Raw genomic sequence first — 15,654 nt, 5'->3', positions numbered from 1 at the left:
CTCCCGTCAGCTCCCGGGCGCGTCTCCGCGCCGCGCGGGAGCTCTCGTCTCTCGCTGTCCGCCGGGCCGAAGCCCGGCGCCAAGTCCTATAGGTCGCCGCCGACGTGCTCGCTCACCGGTTCCGTTTCGCCGCCGCGCGAATTGTCGCGGTCCAGGCCGAACGGATCGGCGGGCGCACCGGTGCGCACGTCCAGCGGCCCCTGCGCCAGCCTGGTCACCTCGGGAGGGACCGGCGGCGCGAAGTCGGCCACGAGACGCAATCCAGTGAGAACGTCGTCGGGTCGAACGGCAGGAGTTGCGTGCCGTACAACCATGCGAAGTATGACACATGACTGACTGGACGCCTGACCTGCTGTTGCCTCCGCTTCCTCCGCGGCCTCGAGACTCACCACCGCCTCACGCGCGTCGAAGCGGCGCATCCCCTTCTTCGTCAGGCGCTCCACCTCGATCCGCTCGGCGGCGTTGAACCGCTCCACCGCCGCCCTGGCCAGGGCCGGGTCCGCGCCGGGCAGCCGGATCCGCCACGCCGAGCACTCCAGCCGGTCGGCCAGGCTGCCGGTGCCGGCCTCGACGACGTCGAGCACGTCGAGACCCGGTGGGAGGGACGCGTCCAGGGCGGCGCGCAGGCCGCCGGGGTCGCACTCCCGCGTCACGCTGATCTCGAGGTACTCGGCCTCGCTGGCGACTCCGGTCGGGGCGGCCGCTCCGACGTAGGAGATCTTCGGATGGGGCGAGAAGCCCGCGCTGAACGCCACGGGAACGTCCGCGCGCCGGATCGCGCGCTCCAGGGCCCGGGAGATGTCGCGGTGGCTGGTGAAACGCAGGCGGCCGCGCTTGGCGTAGCGCACGCGCAGGCGCTGCGCCACGGGTGCGGGCGGAGGCCCGTCGGGAACGGGTTTCAGAGTGGTGTCTTCCTTTCCGGTCGTGGTGGTCCGTCTGACGGCGGGCAGACCGTGCCCGGCACGGTCTACCCCAGACAACCTCCGATGGGGCGGGCTTCTTCCCCGGGGTGACGCGCGGCGCCGCGCGTCACACCACGGTCAGCGGCAGGAGCTTCCTGCCCGTCGGGCCGATCTGGATCTCGGTGCCCATCGTCGGGCAGACGCCGCAGTCGTAGCACGGCGTCCAGCGGCAGTCCTCGACCTCGACGTCGTTCACGGCGTCCTGCCAGTCCTGCCAGAGCCACTCGCGGTCGAGACCGGCGTCGAGGTGGTCCCAGGGCAGGACCTCGTTCTCCTCGCGCTCGCGCGTGGTGTACCAGTCGACGTCGACCCCGGCCCTGGCCGCGGCGTCCATCCAGCGCTGGTAGGAGAAGTGCTCGCTCCAGCCGTCGAACCGGCCGCCGTCCTCCCACACCGCCCGGATGACGGCGCCCACCCGGCGGTCGCCCCGGGAGAGCAGGCCCTCCACGATCGAGGGCTTGCCGTCGTGGTAGCGCAGGCCGATCGCGCGGCCGTACTCCTTGTCGCCGCGCAGGGCGTCCTTCAGCGCCTTGAGCCGGCGGTCGACCGTCTCGTGGTCGGCCTGGGCCGCCCACTGGAACGGCGTGTGCGGCTTGGGCACGAACCCGCCGATGGAGACCGTGCAGCGCACGTCCCGGGAACCGGTGGCCTCCCGGCCCGCCTGGATGACCTTCTTGGCCAGGTCGGCGATGCCGAGGACGTCGATGTCCTCCTCGGTGGGCAGACCGCACATGAAGTAGAGCTTCACCTGCCGCCAGCCCTGGCTGTAGGCCGTGGTGACGGTCCGGATCAGGTCCTCCTCGGTGACCATCTTGTTGATCACCTTGCGCATCCGCTCGGAGCCGCCCTCGGGGGCGAACGTCAGACCGGACCTGCGGCCGTTGCGGGAGAACTCGTTGGCCAGGTCGATGTTGAAGGCGTCGACCCGGGTCGAGGGCAGCGAGAGCGAGGTGTTGGTGCCCTCGTAGCGGTCGGCCAGGCCCTTGGCGACGTCGCCGATCTCGGAGTGGTCGGCGCTGGAGAGGCTGAGCAGCCCGACCTCGTTGAAGCCGGACGCCCGGATGCCCGCGTCGACCATGTCGCCGATCGTGGTGATGGACCGCTCCCGCACCGGACGGGTGATCATCCCCGCCTGGCAGAAGCGGCAGCCCCGGGTGCAGCCGCGGAAGATCTCCACGCTGAACCGCTCGTGCACGGTCTCGGCCAGCGGGACCAGCGGCTTCTTCGGGTAAGGCCACTCGTCCAGGTCCATGACGGTGTGCTTGTGCACCCGCCACGGCACGCCCGGGCGGTTCGGCGCGACCCGCCGGATCCGGCCGTCGGGGTGGTAGTCGACGTCGTAGAACCTCGGCACGTAGACCCCGCCGGACTCGGCCAGCCGCATCAGCAGCTCGTCGCGCCCGCCGGGCGAGCCCTCGGCCTTCCACTCGCGGACGACCTCGGTGATCGCGATGGCGATCTGCTCGCCGTCGCCCAGCACCGCGGCGTCGAGGAAGTCGGCGACCGGCTCCGGGTTGAAGGCGGCGTGGCCGCCCGCGAGCACGATCGGGTCGTCGTCGCCGCGGTCGGCGGCCATCAGCGGGATCCCCGCCAGGTCCAGCGCGGTCAGCATGTTGGTGTAGCCGAGCTCGGTGGAGAAGGAGAGCCCGAGCACGTCGAACGCCCGCACCGGCCGGTGCGCGTCGACGGTGAACTGCGGGACGCCCTCGGCGCGCATCAGCGCCTCCAGGTCCGGCCAGACCGCGTAGGTCCGCTCGGCGAGCGTCTCCGGCAGCTCGTTGAGGATCTCGTAGAGGATCTGGACGCCCTGGTTGGGCAGTCCCACCTCGTAGGCGTCGGGATACATCAGAGCCCAACGGACTCCCGCGGAGTCCCAGTCCTTGACGGTCGAGTTGAGCTCACCCCCGACGTACTGGATCGGCTTCTGCACCTTGGGCAGGAGCGCTTCCAGGCGGGGAAACAGTGACTCGACAGGCATACCTTCAAGCGTATCGGCCTAGAAGGGGTGCCACGGGCGGTCGTCGCCCGCTCGCAGCGAGTCGAGCCGGTGCCGCAGCTCCTCGCGGGCCCGCCGGTCGCGGTGGCCGTTGCGCAGCACGGCCGTGAGGGTCTGCAGCTCACGCATGTCGCGCATCACCGGATAGCCCTCCCACTCCGTCAGGTCGCAGCCGTACGCCCGGCTGAATTCCGCGCGCTGGCGTGCGGTCAGCCCGAACCGCACCCCCTGCAGGGTCGGGATCAGGTCGGTCTCCCTGGGCCCCGCGCACACCGAGTCCCAGTCGCACAGCAGCAGGCCCTCCGCACCGCGGATCAGGTTGCCCCGGTGCGCGTCGCCGTGGACGAGCCCGTACGGCAGCGCGAACCTCACCCGCTCGTAATAGGCCTCGGCCAGGCCCTCGCAGCGGCGCAGCAGCCAGTCCCGGTCGTCGTCGCCCAGCACGAGGCTGGCGCCGATCGCCCGGCGCACCGGCCCGAAGGGGTCGTGCACGGGCAGCTCGAACGGGGGCGGCGGCAGCTCGTGCAGCCGCCGCAGCAGCACCCCGAGGTCCCCCGGCTCCGGCCGCGGGCCGACGTGCGCCGCGTAGTGCCAGAAGGTCGCCAGATATCCCTCGGCCGCCACCGGCTGCCGCACCTCCAGCGGCCGGACCGTCGGGAAGCCCTGCTCCGCCAGCCAGCGCGTGACCCGGACGGAGATGGCGAGCCGGTCGAGGCGGCCCGGCGACGCCTGCGCCAGCCGTACCACCGCGCCTTCGGCGGGAAGGTGGTAGACGGCGTTGGCGAAGTCGCGCAGCAGGGTGACGCCCCCGGTGCTCAGGCCGGCCCTCGCACAGGTCAGGGCGAGCGCGGCGGCGTCGGCCCGGCCGAGGATCCCGCCCTCGGCGGTGATCGTCATCATCGGTTCCTCTCGGAGATCGCGTGCCGGGCCTGCTGCGGCAGGCCCGCGGCGCAGAAGCCCTCGATCCGGCGGGCCAGCCGCTCGCCGTCCGGCCGGGCCGCGACGAGTGCGCGCCCGGTGCGCAGGGTGGCGCCCAGGCTGCCGATCCGCCGGTCGGGCGGGAGCGCTAGGACCGGCGCCATCGCCTCCTCCGCTCCCTCTGCGTCCCCTTCCATCAGGTGGGCGATCACCAGGTGGGCGCTCGCCATCGACTCGCAGCCGTAGGAGCGGTTCTCCGGCTCCCCCGCCGCGTACAGCCGCAGCGACTCCCGCGCCGAGGAGGCGGCCCGGGCCGGGTCTCCCAGGTGCAGGTGGGTGACCGCCGCGTAGTAGCGCTCCTTGGCGGGCTGGAAGGCGAACTCCCCGCCGATCTCGTCGTGCAGCTCGTCGGTTCCGCCCGCGCGGGCGTCCGCGGCCCGGGCCAGCGCCTCGGCCGCCTCCGCGGTGCGGCCCTGCATCGCGTAGGCGCGGGCCCGCAGCATGTGCAGCCGGGTCGCGCCGGACCCGGTGCGCAGGTGGGTCAGGCCCTCCTCGGCGTACCTGGCCGCGTCGCCGTGGCGCCGGTCCCACAGCGCCACCGACGACTGCATGCCGCGCGCCCAGCCCATCAGCGCCGCGTGCCCGGCCACCTTGCCGTAGGTCCAGGCGGCGCGGGCCAGGGTGTCGGCGGGGATCCGGCGGTCCATGTCCATGCTGACGTTCGCCATCAGCCCGCACAGCGCGCCCGTGAGGAAGTACAGCTCCCGGGCCTGGCCCGGGTGGATGCGCTTCTCCAGTGCCCTGCGGGTGCGCTCCTGCAGCTCACGCATCTCCACGAACAGGGGCAGCGGGGCCTCGGAGACGTAGCGCTTGCCCACCCAGACCACCTGCGTGCGCAACCGCTCCAGCGCGCCCGCGCCCAGCTCGCTCGCCTCGGCCAGCTCCGCGTGGCTGCCCGCCTCGTCCGCGGCGGCCGCGATCAGGTCCAGCGCCGGCGGCGCCGTCGCGGCGCGCAACCCCTCCGGCGTGTAGTCCTGGGCGAAGCCCAGCTGGACCGGCCCCGTCTCGAAGAGCCGGCAGAGCAGGTCGGTGTAGTCGCGGTCGGGCCGCGCCCCGGCCTCCCACTCCCGCCAGGAGCGCTCGCTGAGCCCGCGCCGTTTGACGCCGTGCCGGTCGCACATGGCGTGGAAGTGCTCGATCGCCTCCTCCACGGTCCAGCCGTGCGCCAGCCGCCAGCACTTGAACCTGGTCTGCTGCGGGGCGCAGGCGTGGATCTCGTCCACCATCCGCTGGACGTCGGCCGCCGTCGGCGGGCCGGGCAGCGCGGCCAGCGTCCGGTTCCGGATGATGGTCGCGTAGGCCAGGGTGGCACGGTCCCCGCCCCGCGGGCCCGGAGTCATCGGCCGAACGGCACGACCGTGCCGCCGTTGCGCAGCTGGGCCTGGAAGAGCTGCCCGCACAGGCTGCCCGGGGTCTCGGCGAACCAGACCCCCGGAGGGCTGCCCGCCGAGACCGCGGCCCATCGGCCCCTGCTGAACACGATCCGGTAGTCGGGGAACGCGGTGCGCAACAGTTCCAGCGCGCGCTCCCGCTCGGCGAGCTCCGATGTCACGACCCCTCCGTCATCGCGGGTTCCGGCGTCGTTCCCAGAATGTTCGCCTGACGCGGGAAACGCCAGTGAGAGCCGGATTCCGCACACATGCGGGAGCCTCTCATGTAACGCTCCCCGGGGACGCCCGGGGAGGTCAGAAGGGCCGCGACCGCAGATGGACCGCCTGGAGCAGCCCGATCGCGATCATGTTGGCGAAGGTCGCGGTGCCGCCGTAGGAGACGAACGGCAGCGGAAGCCCGGTGATCGGCATGATCCCGATCGTCATGCCGACGTTGACGAAGGCCTGGAAGGCCAGCCAGCACACGATCGAACCGGCCACCAGAGTGCCGAACCGGTCGCCGCACCGCCGCGCGATCCGCACCGCGCGCAGCAGGACCACCCCGAGCAGCATCACCACGGTGACCGAGCCGAGGAACCCGAACTCCTCCCCCACCACCGTGAAGACGAAGTCGGTGTGCTGCTCGGGCACGAACCTGCCCATGGTCTGGCCGCCGCCGAACAGCCCCTTGCCGAACAGCCGCCCCGACCCGACCGCGTTCAGCGACTGGGTGCTGTTGTAGCCGACGCCGCGCGGGTCGGTGGACGGGTCGAGGAAGGCGGTGAACCGGGCCACCTGGTACGGCTCCAGCACGTCGAGCCGCCAGACGGCCGTGCCCGCGGCCGCCACGGCGAGCAGCAGCAGGACGAGCCAGCGTTTGCGGATCCCGCTGAGGACGAGCGCCGCCGCCGTGATCACGCCCAGCACCATCGTGGTGCCGAAGTCGGGCTGGAGCATGACCAGTCCCATGGTGACGGCCGCGACCACCAGCGCCACCGCGACGTCCGGCCCGCGCGGCCGGTCGCTGCCCTCCGCGGGCTGGGCCAGCAGCATCGCCAGCATGAGCACCAGGCCGAGCTTGGCGAACTCCGACGGCTGGAAGGCGAAGCCGCCGCCCAGCATGATCCAGGAGTGGGCACCGTTGACCTCCGCGCCGACCGGTGTGATCACGAGGATCAGCCCGAGCAGGGCCGCCCCGTAGACCAGCGGCGCGTAGGCCCGCACCGTCCGGTGGCTCACCGCCGTCACCGCCACCGCCAGCGCGGCGCCGACCCCCAGGTTGAGCACGTGCTTCTTGACCAGCCCGGTGCTGCCCGGCGCCCAGGTCCTGGTCGACGACCACACCATGAGCACGCTGATCACCGCCAGCGCCGCCACCGCGACCGCCAGCACCCCGTCCACCCGCCACACCGGCGAGGCCGCTCCCACCGCCCTGCGGGCGAAGGAGCGGTCCGCCGCGGCGATCACCCGGTTCACCATGCGAGGGTCCCGTCCTGCTTGATCACCGGAGGTCTGGCCGCGGGCGCCCCGCCCGGCAGCGCCGCGGGCGCCGGCTTCCCCTTGGGGGTGAACCCGTAGATGCCCTCGTAGATCTTCCGTACGGCGGGCGCCGCGGCCGCGCTGCCCAGGCCGCCCTGGGAGACCATGGCGACGACCACGAACCGCGGGTCCTCCACCGGGGCGAACGAGGCGAACCACGAGGTGTCGGCCTTGCCGTACACCTCGGCGGTACCGGTCTTGCCGCCGATCCTCACCTTCTTCATCGGGAACCCGGTGAACGCCCCGGCCGCCGTACCGTCGGAGGCCACCTGGCTCAGCGCCCGCTTGATGTAGGCCCGCTCGGTCGCGGAGACCGGCAGCGTGCCCCGCACCGGCGCCTTGATCTCCTTGACCCTGGTGCCGTCCGGCCGGACCAGCATCCAGCCCAGCCGGGGACTGCGCAGCTTCCCGTCGGTGACCAGCGCCGCGTACGCCGCCGCCAGCTGCAGCGGCGTCACCAGCACGTCACCCTGCCCGATGGAGAAGTTGGCCGCGTCGCCCGGCCGCAGCTGGTATCCCTCCAGGCAGTTCTCGTGCGCCAGCCTGGTGAGGAAGGCCGCCCGGCCGGCGTCGGTCTTCGCGACGTCCTGGTAGCCCTCCTTGGCCCGCCTGCAGTTCACGTCCCTGGTGGCGGCCCACATCTTCTTCTTCCAGGCCCGGTCGGGGATCCGCCCCGGCGACTCCCCCGGCAGGTCGACCCCGGTGGGGCGGCCGAACCCGAAGGCCCGCGCCGTCTTCGCCATCACCTCGCGGGGCTTGCCCTTCGGCCGCAGCCCGCCGTCCTTGAGCCACTGCTCGTAGGCCGCCTTGTAGAAGATCGTGTCACACGACTTCACCAGCGCCGTGTGCAGCGTCATGGAGCCCAGCGCCCGGCCGCGGAAGTTGCGGAACGCCCGGCTGCCGACCATGAAGGAGCCGGGGCAGTTGTAGTGGCCGTTCATCGGGTAGCCGGCCTTGAACATCGCGGCCACCGACGACATCTTGAACGTCGATCCGGGCGCGAACTCCCCCTTGATCGCCCGTGAGACCAGCGGCTTGCCGGACTTGCCGGACAGCAGCCGCTCGTACTCCTCCTCGCCGATGCCGCCGGCCCAGACCGCCGGGTCGTAGGAGGGGGCGCTGGCGAGCGCGATGACGCGGCTGGTCCTGGCGTCCAGCACCACCGCCGCCGCACCGTCGGCCTTGGGCGCGGCCTTCATCGCCTCGGCGATGGCCCGCTCGGCCACGGCCTGCACCCTGGCGTCGATGCTGGTGATGAGCGTGTGGCCGGCCTTGCCCTGCACCTCGTGCTCGACCCCGAGCACCCTGCCGAGCCGGTCCACCTGGACCCGGCGCCACCCCGGGGTGCCCCGCAGCTCCTGGTCGTACACCGACTCCAGGCCGTCCCTGCCCGCCATGTCCACCCCGGAGAACTCCGCCTTCAGCCCCTGGCGCCGCTCCAGTTCCTCCTTCGTGACCGGCTGCAGGTAGCCGAGCGCCTGCACGGCCGCGCCGCCGCCCGGATGGTCCCGTACGGCCTGCACCTCGGTCGTGACCCCCGGGAACATCTCCTGCCGCTCCAGGATCTGCAGCGCCTCCGGGGTGTCCACGTCGGCGTCGACCGGGATCGGCTGGTGCGGCGAACCCGCCCAGCACGGGCGGGAGACCCGGGCGTCGCACGGACGGAGCCGCAGCGTGAGATCCTGCGGATCGCGGCCCAGCACCGATCCCAGCCGTGCCATCACGGCCGCCCCCTTGTCCTTCATCCGGCCCAATTTCGTCCGGTCCACCGAGACCACCAGCGTGGTCCGGTTGCGGACCAGCGGCCGTCCGGCCGAGTCGAGGATCTGCCCCCGGACGGCGGGCACCACGACGTCGCGGGTGCGCGTCTCGGTCGCCGCCGCCGCGTACTGCGCGCCGCGCACCACCTGCACCTGCCAGAGCCGCGCGGTGACCACCACCAGCAGCACCACCAGCAGGACCTGCACCACGGCCAGCCTCCGCCGCATATGGATCATGGACGGCCTCCCACCAGACGTCCCGCGCGCCCCGCGCGCCGCTCCCGGCTCCGGACCCGGGAGCGGTCCCGGCCCCGGACGACCCTCGTCGCCGCCCACACCATGGGCGGCGCGGCCAGCACGTTGTAGATCATCACCGGGAGCAGCCCGCCCGAGAGCGCCACCACCCCGGCCTCGGCACCGCCGAAGACCACACCGACCACCACCGCGACCACCGGCCCCAGCGCCGCGCAGCCCAGCGCCACCGCCAGCCCGGCCTCCGGGCGGCTCTCCGTCCAACGCCCGGCCACGAACCCGACCAGGCACAGCACCAGCGCGTACTGCCCCATCTCGTGGGCGGCCGGCGGCAGGAGGTCCCCGAACAGCCCCGCGGCGAAGCCCATCACCGCCCCGGCCCGGGCCCCGCGGGCCAGGGCGTACCCCACCACCGCGAGCAGCACCAGGTCGGGCGCGGCGTCACCGGGCAGCGGCAGCCGGTTGACGAACGTGACCTGGACGGTCATCAGCAGCAGGACCAGGCCCGCGGAGAGCGCGTCGCGGTTCACCGTCCGGCTCCGTTCTGCCCGGCGGGCGGCAGCACCGCGTCGCGCGGATCGCGCGCCGGCGGCCGCACCACCACCCCCACCACGTTCAACGCGGTCAGGTCCGCGTACGGCCGCGCGTACGCGACCCGGGTCAGCTCACCCGGAGTCGCCTCCACCCGCTCGACGACCCCGATCGGCACCCCCGCCACGTACGGCACGCCGCGCTGCGAGCCGAAGCTCACGATCCGCTGGCCCCGGGTGACCGGCGTGGCCGAGTCGAGCAGCCGGAAGTGCAGCAGCCGGCCGTTCTCCCCGGCCCCCCGCACCACTCCGATCTCGCCGCTGCCCTCCAGCCGGGCGCCCACGGACGAGGCGGGGGCGCTGATCAGCGCGGCGGTCGAGGTGGACGGTCCCACCTGGACCACCCTTCCGACCAGGCCGTCGCCGTTCAGCACCGTCATCTCCGGTCGCACCCCGTCGGCGCTGCCCACGTCGAGTTCCACGGCCTCCTCGAAGCCGGGCACGTTCCTGCGGGCGATCACCTGAGCGGGCACGACCTCGTAGCCGCCGAGCCCCGCCGTGCCCAGCAGGCGGTGCAGCTCCGCCGAGCGCCGGTGGTCCAGCGCCTGCGCGGCCAGCGCGTACCTGAGCCGCTCGTTCTCCCCGCGCAGCTCCTCGACCCTGCGCTGCGCCTCGGGTGCGGCCGCCACCGCCTCGAAGAAGCGGACCACCGGCCGCGCGACACTCGCGCCCGCCTGTTCGACGGCGCCGAACACCGCCGTGCCCGCGCCTCGGAGCGGACCGAGGGGGGAGTCCCCTCCCGCCCTGTGGTCGACCGTCATGAGCACCAGGGCCGAGGCCAGCAGCAACCCGACCGTCGCCCGTGCCTGCCGTGTGTCCTTCATCAGCGTCTCGGCTCCGGGATGAGGACCTGCTGCAGCGCCTCGAAGTCCTCGACGCACTTGCCCGTGCCCAGCACGACCGAGTCGAGCGCGTTGTCCACCAGGTGGATCGGCATCCCCGTCTCGTCCCTCAGCCGCTCGTCCAGGCCCCGCAGGAGCGCGCCGCCCCCGGTGAGCACGATGCCCCGGTCCATCAGGTCTCCGGAGAGCTCCGGCGGGCACTTGTCCAGCGTGGTCTTGACCGCGTCCACGATCGAGTTCAGCGGCTCCTCGATGGCCGCCCGGATCTCCCCCGCCGACACGACGATCATCTTCGGCAGGCCGCTGACCAGGTCGCGGCCGCGGATCTCGGCGTGCCCCTCCTCCGGCATGGCGCAGGCCGAACCTATCGAGATCTTGATCTCCTCGGCGGTGCGCTCGCCGAGCATGAGCGAGTGCTCCTTCTTGGCGAAGTTGACGATCGCCTGGTCCAGCTCGTCGCCCCCCACCCGGATCGACTGGCTGGTCACCATGCCGCCCATCGAGATGATGGCCACCTCGGTGGTCCCGCCGCCGATGTCGACGACCATGTTGCCGGTCGGCTCGTGCACCGGGAGGCCGGAGCCGATGGCCGCCGCCATCGGCTCCTCCACGATGTAGACCCGCCGCGCGCCCGCCTGGTAGCCGGCCTCCTTCACCGCGCGTTGCTCGATGGCGGTGATCCCGCTCGGCACCGCGACGATGACGCGCGGCTTGGCCCAGGGACGGCGGACGTGCACCCGCTGGATGAAGTAGCGGAGCATGCGCTCGGCGACCTCGAAGTCGGTGATGACACCGTTCTTGAGCGGCCGGACGGCCGTCACGTTGCCGGGGGTACGGCCGATCATCCGCTTGGCCTCGATGCCGATCGCCACGATCTTCCCGGTGACCGTGTTGATCGCCACGACGGAGGGCTCGTTGAGGATGATGCCGCGGCCCCGCACATAGACGAGGGTGTTGGCGGTGCCAAGGTCGACCGCCATGTCGCGGCCGAGGAATGCGAGCCTGCTGCCCATGGGGAAGCCGCCTTCCTTCCGTCGGTCATCGGCGAGAACTACGGAGCGAACTCGCTTTGTGACCGTATGTACCCATCTCCATCCACAATGAGCCGTCCTGTCCCGGAAAAATCTCACGTTCAGTCACATGCGTGAGGCCCCGCCGTCCCAGCGGGACGACGGGGCCTCACGGGGCCTGCGGAACCGGGAGCCTAGAAGCGGTCCGGGAAGAAGATCTTGATCTCGCGGGCGGCGGACTCGGGCGAGTCCGAGCCGTGGACCACGTTCTCGCCGATCTCCAGGGCGTGGTCGCCGCGGATGGTGCCGGGAGCGGACTTCACCGGGTCGGTCAGACCGGCCAGCGCACGGAACGCCTCGACGGCGCGGGGGCCCTCGAGCACCATGGCGACGAGCGGACCGGAGGTGATGAACTCGACCAGCTCACCGAAGAACGGCCGCTCCGAGTGCTCCGCGTAGTGGGCCTTGGCGGTCTCGGCGTCCAGGGTGCGCAGGTCCATCGCGACGACCTTCAGGCCCTTGCGCTCGACACGGGCGATCACGTCGCCGATGAGACCGCGCGCGACGCCGTCGGGCTTGATCAGGACAAGAGTCCGCTCGGACACTGAAGTTCTCCTTTGAACGGGATGGGACCGCAGACTTGCGGTGAACGGGCGCAGTTTACCGTCCTCGGCCGGTTTCCCCGCGATCGGCGGGCCCGTCCCCCCCGGAGTCCTCCGGCGACGGCATGGGAGAGGGGACCACCGGCCCCGTGTCCGGCCCCTCCGGAGTCTCCGGCTCCCCCGCGGAGCGGCTCCCCTGCTCGTCCGCCACCGGACCGGCGCCGGGCCGCTCCCCGGCGGCCGGGCGTTCCGGCGCTCCGGCACGGTCCGCCGCCTGTGCGGCCTTCCGGGGCCCGGCCGCGTCCGGGACCCGCTCCTCCGCCCCGACGTCGGCCTGCTCCCCGGCGGCCGTACCCGGCCGCACCGCCGCCGACCGGCGCGCCAGGAGCGCACAGAGCACGATCACGACGACCACCAGGCCCCCGCCGACCAGCGCCCACAGGTGCAGGGCGCTCACGAACGCGTCGACCAGCGCCTGCGAGGACGCGCCGCCCCTCGACCGCACGACCGCCTCCTTCAGGCGGGCGACCTGTATCCCGCTGCCCAGCAGGAAGCCCACGAGCACCCCTGGGAAGAACAGCGACAGCGCGAAGAGCGAGGTCCCCACGCCGGACGACCGCATAGCGGAGGCCAGAGCCACCGCCGAGCCGGCCGCCAGCAGGACGAACGGGGCGATCAGCACCGGCCCCGCGACGGCCGGGAGCAGGAACCTCACCGTGCACAGGCCGACCACCACGAGCACCAGGCCGCCCGCCGCCGTCATGGGCATGACCGCGTCGTCCAGGCGGTTCACCAGTACGGCCGCGGCCACCGCCGCCACGCCGGCGAGCACGAAGGCGGGCCAGAGCGCGGCCAGGCCCGGGCCTCCCAGCCCGCGGAGCTCGACGTAGGTGACCTGGGCCGCCATCGACAGGATCACGACCCCGACCGTCAGCATCGTGTAGGCGAGAATCCGCCCGTCCGTCCCCTCGAAGGACCCCGCGGAGGCGAACCCCGCCAACACGGCGACGGCCAGCAGCGCCGTGAGGATCACCAGTCCCGGCGACCAGTCGAAGGTGGTGCCGAAGGCCAGGAACGCGATGCCCACAGAGGGCACGGCGGCCAGCAGCAGCCGCCTCCGCTCCGCCGGACCCGGTCCGGGCGGCGGCGCGGTGTTCTGACCGCCCTTCAGCCGCAGTACGAGATAGACGGCCGCGAGCGTGAGGGCGATCCCGGTCAGCAGCGGGTACGGCTGGAGCGTGACCCGCCACGAGGTGGCCTCGTCCAGCGGCCACAGGGCGAGCGCCTGCGCCGCCAGGAGGCTCGTCGCGAGCATGCCCGCCCACACGGCCCGCAGCATGCGGGGCCGCTCCCACACCGCCACCAGCGTGGCGGGGATGAGCAGGCCCGCACCGATCCCGTGTGCCCCCCGGAGGACTCCGACCATCAGCGCCGAGTCGGCGAAACCGCCCGCCGCATCGGCGATCGCGAGCAGTGTCAGCCCGGCCATCAGGACCGGGGCGGCCCGCAGCCGGCGCACGATCAGGGCGGCCAGCGGGACGGTCATCACCATCGAGGGCAGCGCCAGGCCGTGCGCCCGGATCAGCTCGATCTGGGAGACGCCGGGCGGCAGGAGGGCCGCCACCACCGAGATGGTGTTCGGGATGGCGACGATCGCCAGCGGAAGCGCCACCGCGACGAGCAGTCCGAGGACGACGTCGAGCAGCACGGATGAACGGGGCGCACGCGTGGGGACCGCAGGCTCGGCGGCCACCGTCCGCGTCGGCTGAGTTGGGGGGACGGCCATGTTGGCCGACTTTAGCGGGAAGTCACGCCCTCGACACGGTGAGCGACGAATATCGCCGTAATCCACAGCGCGGCGAAGATCGATCCGAGGAAGAACATCATCGGGACCAGCAGTCCGGAGACGATCGCCAGCACCTGGACGATGCTTCCGGCGACGTAGGCGAAGGGATGCTTGAGCAGGCCGGTGACGATGACGCACAGGACCGCCAGCCCGACGCCCACGGCCACCGCCGGAGCGGGGGCGACGTCCTGAGTGTTGATCGCCACGGGGGTGAGCAGTCCCGCGACGATCGCCTCCATCCCGAGCACGCTGGCACAGAGCCGGCGCATGCCCGGCGTGACCGTGATCATCCTTCGTCCTTCCTCTCCGGACGGGCTCATCCGGCCTCGCCCGCCTTGAGCAGCAGCCGCGCGTCTCCGGCGGTGACCACCGAACCGGTGATCAGCACCCCCGCTCCCGCGAACTCCCCCGCCTCGTCCGCCAGCCCGATGCCGAGGTCGATGGCGTCGTCGAGCCGCTCGGCCCGGCGCACCCGCTCAGGACCGAAGACGTCCCCGGTGAGCGCCGCGAGCTCGTCGACGTCCATGGACCGGGGCGAGGAGTTCCTGGTCACCACGATCTCGTCGACCATGGGCTCCAGCAGTTCCAGCATGCCCCGCACGTCCTTGTCCTCGAAGACCGCCACCACCGCGATGAGCCTGGCGAAGTCGAAGGACTCGTGCACAGCCTCCAGCGTCGCCTGGACGCCACCCGGGTTGTGCGCCGCGTCCACGAGGACCGTGGGACCCCTCCGTACGACCTCGAGCCTGCCGGGTGACCGCACCTGCAGGAACGCCTGCCGGACCAGTTCGGGATCGAGCGTCTCGTCACCGGCGGTCAGCGCCTCGACCGCCGCCAGCGCGCAGGCGGCGTTGCCCGCCTGGTGCGCGCCGTACAGCGGCAGCAGGACCTCCTCGTAGTCCCCCTTCAGACCTCTCAGGTGGAGCAGCTGCCCGCCGATCGCCAGCTCTCTGGAGACGACCCCGAACTCCAGCCCCTCACGCGCCACGACGGCCCCGGTCTCCGCGGCCCTGCGCATCAGCACCTCGGCCGCGGGAAGCTCCTGCTGGGCCAGTACGGCGGTCGCGCCCGGTTTGATGATGCCGGCTTTCTCTCCCGCGATGGTCGCCACGTCGGGCCCCAGATAGTCGACGTGGTCGAGGGAGACGGGCGTGATCACGGCCACCGTGCCGTCGGCGACGTTGGTGGCGTCGAAGCTGCCGCCCATTCCCGTCTCGATGACCGCGACGTCCACCGGGGCGTCGGCGAAGGCGGCGAACGCCATCGCCGTGAGGGTCTCGAAGAAGGACAGTCTCCTGCCCTGCGCGTCGATCATCTCAAGATAGGGCGCGACGTCCTGGTAGACCTCCGCGAAGCGCTCCTCCTCCAACGGAACTCCGTCGATGCAGATGCGCTCACGCATGGAGATCAGGTGAGGGCTGGTGAACCGGCCGACTCGGAGGTTCCTCTCCCTCAGGATGGTCTCGATCATTCGCGTCGTGCTCGACTTGCCGTTCGTGCCGGCGACGTGAACGACCGGATAGGCGTGCTGCGGTGAGCCGAGCACGTCCATGAGAGCGGAGATCCTGTCCAGAGTGGGCTCGAAGTTCCACTCGACGCCGCGCTGCATGATTGCTCGTTCAACCGCTCGATAGTCCACGTTCCCAGCCTACTGACTCGGGCGGCGGGCTCCCGACCGCCCGGAAACCTGAGAGCACCCGGGGAAACCTGAGGACACCCGGGAACGCAAGAAGGGCCGCCCCGCAGGACGGCCCTCCAGAAACCGGAACCCCCGCCCCGCAACACCCACCGGCCGACCCCACACCCCCGCAAAAACAGAAAGGGCCGCCCCGAAGGGCGGCCCTCACACACAAAAAATTGTCCGGCGGCGACCTACTCTCCCACACCCTCCCGAGTGCAGTACCATC

Annotated in this window: 14 protein-coding genes; all 14 read right to left on the bottom strand. The window is 72.3% G+C overall.

Features of this window, described 5'->3' with window-relative positions:
• Positions 1-86 precede the first annotated feature (86 nt).
• A complete protein-coding gene (locus IEZ06_RS09790) occupies positions 87-866 on the bottom strand; it encodes a TIGR03936 family radical SAM-associated protein (protein ID WP_189236372.1) in 780 nt (259 codons plus the stop codon).
• Between the two features lie 163 nt (positions 867-1,029).
• Complete coding sequence (locus IEZ06_RS09785; protein ID WP_189236371.1) at positions 1,030-2,940, bottom strand: TIGR03960 family B12-binding radical SAM protein; 1,911 nt, start codon at positions 2,938-2,940, stop codon at positions 1,030-1,032.
• 18 nt (positions 2,941-2,958) lie between these two features.
• Positions 2,959-3,858 carry a phosphotransferase enzyme family protein gene (locus tag IEZ06_RS09780; RefSeq protein ID WP_189236370.1) on the bottom strand — a complete coding sequence of 300 codons (900 nt, stop codon included), beginning with the start codon at positions 3,856-3,858 and terminating at the stop codon, positions 2,959-2,961.
• Positions 3,855-5,276 carry an NsdA family TPR-like regulatory protein gene (locus IEZ06_RS09775; RefSeq protein WP_189236369.1) on the bottom strand — a complete coding sequence of 474 codons (1,422 nt, stop codon included), beginning with the start codon at positions 5,274-5,276 and terminating at the stop codon, positions 3,855-3,857. Before IEZ06_RS09775 ends, IEZ06_RS09780 begins: the two co-directional genes overlap by 4 nt.
• Positions 5,273-5,488, bottom strand: a complete 216-nt coding sequence (locus tag IEZ06_RS09770; RefSeq protein ID WP_189236368.1) for a hypothetical protein — start codon at positions 5,486-5,488, stop codon at positions 5,273-5,275. Before IEZ06_RS09770 ends, IEZ06_RS09775 begins: the two co-directional genes overlap by 4 nt.
• 133 nt (positions 5,489-5,621) lie before the next feature.
• Positions 5,622-6,785: a rod shape-determining protein RodA gene (gene rodA, locus IEZ06_RS09765; protein WP_189236367.1), complete on the bottom strand. Its 1,164-nt coding sequence runs from the start codon at positions 6,783-6,785 to the stop codon at positions 5,622-5,624.
• Positions 6,779-8,842, bottom strand: coding sequence for a penicillin-binding protein 2 (gene mrdA, locus IEZ06_RS09760; protein ID WP_189236366.1), 2,064 nt, complete (start codon positions 8,840-8,842; stop codon positions 6,779-6,781). The genes rodA and mrdA overlap by 7 nt, the downstream gene beginning before the upstream one ends.
• On the bottom strand, positions 8,839-9,387 hold the full coding sequence (gene mreD / locus IEZ06_RS09755; protein WP_229797912.1) for a rod shape-determining protein MreD: 549 nt from the start codon (positions 9,385-9,387) through the stop codon (positions 8,839-8,841). The genes mrdA and mreD overlap by 4 nt, the downstream gene beginning before the upstream one ends.
• Complete coding sequence (gene mreC, locus IEZ06_RS09750; RefSeq protein WP_189236365.1) at positions 9,384-10,271, bottom strand: rod shape-determining protein MreC; 888 nt, start codon at positions 10,269-10,271, stop codon at positions 9,384-9,386. The genes mreD and mreC overlap by 4 nt, the downstream gene beginning before the upstream one ends.
• Entirely contained in the window at positions 10,271-11,302 is a 1,032-nt protein-coding gene (locus tag IEZ06_RS09745) for a rod shape-determining protein (RefSeq protein ID WP_189236364.1), read from the bottom strand. The genes mreC and IEZ06_RS09745 overlap by 1 nt, the downstream gene beginning before the upstream one ends.
• A gap of 191 nt (positions 11,303-11,493) precedes the next feature.
• Positions 11,494-11,904, bottom strand: coding sequence for a nucleoside-diphosphate kinase (gene ndk / locus IEZ06_RS09740; protein ID WP_189236363.1), 411 nt, complete (start codon positions 11,902-11,904; stop codon positions 11,494-11,496).
• Between the two features lie 55 nt (positions 11,905-11,959).
• Entirely contained in the window at positions 11,960-13,687 is a 1,728-nt protein-coding gene (locus IEZ06_RS09735; RefSeq protein ID WP_229797911.1) for a hypothetical protein, read from the bottom strand.
• An 11-nt stretch (positions 13,688-13,698) separates the two neighbouring features.
• Entirely contained in the window at positions 13,699-14,037 is a 339-nt protein-coding gene (locus IEZ06_RS09730) for a DUF4233 domain-containing protein (protein ID WP_189236361.1), read from the bottom strand.
• Positions 14,038-14,063: 26 nt separating this feature from the next.
• Positions 14,064-15,356 carry a bifunctional folylpolyglutamate synthase/dihydrofolate synthase gene (locus IEZ06_RS09725; protein WP_189236520.1) on the bottom strand — a complete coding sequence of 431 codons (1,293 nt, stop codon included), beginning with the start codon at positions 15,354-15,356 and terminating at the stop codon, positions 14,064-14,066.
• Positions 15,357-15,654 lie beyond the last annotated feature (298 nt).

The organism is Planomonospora antibiotica, from assembly GCF_014647955.1.
In the GTDB taxonomy this organism is placed as follows: domain Bacteria; phylum Actinomycetota; class Actinomycetes; order Streptosporangiales; family Streptosporangiaceae; genus Planomonospora; species Planomonospora parontospora.
The sequence above is the reverse complement of the archived record's forward strand: the minus strand, read 5'-3'. Positions and strand labels throughout refer to the sequence as shown.